This window comes from Prevotellamassilia timonensis (genome assembly GCF_900106785.1).
GTDB classification, from domain to species: domain Bacteria; phylum Bacteroidota; class Bacteroidia; order Bacteroidales; family Bacteroidaceae; genus Alloprevotella; species Alloprevotella timonensis.
Genome location: NZ_LT629833.1, coordinates 1 through 2,001 on the forward strand (window position 1 = coordinate 1; position 2,001 = coordinate 2,001).

General features: G+C 39.2%; 2 protein-coding genes and 2 pseudogenes. All 4 read left to right on the forward strand.

The annotated features are described in order from the left end of the window. Nucleotides 1-121, forward strand: a pseudogene (locus tag BQ5453_RS13980) (IS982 family transposase); the annotation flags it as partial. A 182-nt stretch (nt 122-303) separates the two neighbouring features. Beyond that, nucleotides 304-591 carry a hypothetical protein gene (locus BQ5453_RS00345; RefSeq protein WP_143033236.1) on the forward strand — a complete coding sequence of 96 codons (288 nt, stop codon included), beginning with the start codon at nt 304-306 and terminating at the stop codon, nt 589-591. Between the two features lie 104 nt (nt 592-695). Beyond that, on the forward strand, nt 696-1,721 hold the full coding sequence (locus tag BQ5453_RS00350; protein ID WP_143033237.1) for a hypothetical protein: 1,026 nt from the start codon (nt 696-698) through the stop codon (nt 1,719-1,721). A 48-nt stretch (nt 1,722-1,769) separates the two neighbouring features. Beyond that, nucleotides 1,770-1,889, forward strand: a pseudogene (locus tag BQ5453_RS13985) (IS982 family transposase); the annotation flags it as partial. Nucleotides 1,890-2,001 lie beyond the last annotated feature (112 nt).

Consider the following 2,001-nt stretch of genomic DNA (forward strand, 5'->3'; position numbering starts at 1 on the left):
TGAGGAACTGCGCAAGCGGATTGCCATGGAAATGGATGGCGGAGAGGAACAATTCTTTGTTGACTCCAAGCCGATAGAGGTCTGTAGGGTTGCAAGAGGAAAACGTTGCAAGATGGGACGTACCGGCTAGGGTGTTCAAAATTGGCATCAAAAACGAGACCAAAAAGTGCTGATCATTCGTAGCTCTTAAAGCTATAAAAGAATACGGCCTAAAGGTCTAAATAGTTCTCTGAGTACTTGCACAAGTCGCTGATTATTAGTAACTTTACAGAGTAAATGAAGCAACTAATAATTGGCTATATTATGACTAAATCAGATAAAATCAAACAACTCAAAAGTAGTCTCAAAAACACCAAAGCTCAATTGAAGCGTCGAGAAGCTAAAATTGCAAGGCTTGAAGCAAGGAATTCTCAATTAGAAGCAGAAGCTAAAAAAAAAGAGAAAGACAAGCTTATGGAGCAAAATCTGAGGAATATTACAAAACGATACCAGGACATCAGTTTTCGGAATTTGTCGTCCAAATCGCTATCGCAATCAGATGCGCAACAAATGCAAGCCCTCGAGATATTGTTAAGATTCTTGAAATCTTAGCCAAATTCACCTTTGGACTTGTTGACAAACTACCCTCATACAATACGATTGATAATTGGGTGCGTAAATGTGGTCTTGATGAAATCAATCAAACGCCTAAGGCATTGAACGATAACAATTACGCAATGATAATTGATGAGTGTATGATGATAGGCAGCCAGAAGCTCCTTACTTTAATATCAGTTCCAGCTGAACATCAAGGGCGCCCTCTGCAGCTTGACGATGCAAAGGTCGTAGGGTTTGAAGTTCAAACTACTTGGAACGCAGAGAAGGTGGAAAAGGTTCTTGAAAAGAGTGAGGGGATAATTGGCAAAGCAGCTAAGTATGTCATTTCGGACAATGATGCAAAGATGCGTAAAGCTATTAAATCCTCTAACTTCACGTGGCATCGCGATGTCAGTCACACGCTTGCCTTGTTTATGGAGCGCGTTTACAAGCACGACGCAGAGTTTGCTGAGTTCTTCAATAAGATGGCTGTTTGTAAAAAACAGTGCTGTATGAAAGATGTCGCTTATCTTCAATCACCCTCACAGAGATGTAAGGCGAAATTTATGAACCTTGAAGAAAGCGTGAACTGGGCATACAAGATGTTGCAGTTGTATCACAAATTAACCACTCTTGAGAAAGAAGTATTCTCATTTCTTCCTGCATATGCCTCTTTCATAGATGAAATGCAAGACATCGTGTCATGTGTCCATTCCATAGAAAAAGAAATGAAGTACAACGGGTTGAGTAAGAATACTATAGCAAAATGCAGAATGCATATAAATGCTACTATAATGTGTGGAAATGAGAGAATGAGAAGGGTTGGCACCTGCTTCCTTTCCTATCTTTCAGAAGAAGACGGGCTTCTAAAGGACGCTGATATTGTCAATAATTCTTCAGATCTCATAGAAACGACATTTGGCATTTTTAAGTACATTCAGTCCCCCAACAAACTCAATGGTGTCACTACTTTAGTATTGCATCTACCAGTGATATTATCTTTTGCTGGCATATCTAATTCAAAAAGATACAATGTCAAAGAACACTTATGCAGGACAAGGATTAAAGATATTACTCTTTGGCGAGAAAAATATCTTATGGAAAACCTTGTTACCAAACGTATCAAAACACTCAAAACAGCCTAAAAAGTGGTCTCGTTTTTGATGCCAATTTTGAACACCCTACGTACCGGCAATTTCTCGCAAGCTCCCGACTTCGGCTTCTGTGCTTCGCAGAACACGTATTATTTTGGTTATAAGTTACACGCTCTCTGTGGGTTAAGTGGAGTTATCCATTCCTACCCGTTGGCGGAATTAATTTAAGTTGATAAATATGAGTAAAAAGTTGCACATATCGCTGATTTTTAGTAACTTAGTGGTGTTCAAAACATTAAGTCCAAACCATCGTATGTACAACCTTTATACA

Bases quoted from the DNA above. Each gene is read 5' to 3' on its own strand.
- BQ5453_RS00345 (WP_143033236.1), top strand. From the start codon at position 304: ATGACTAAATCAGATAAAATCAAACAACTCAAAAGTAGTCTCAAAAAC.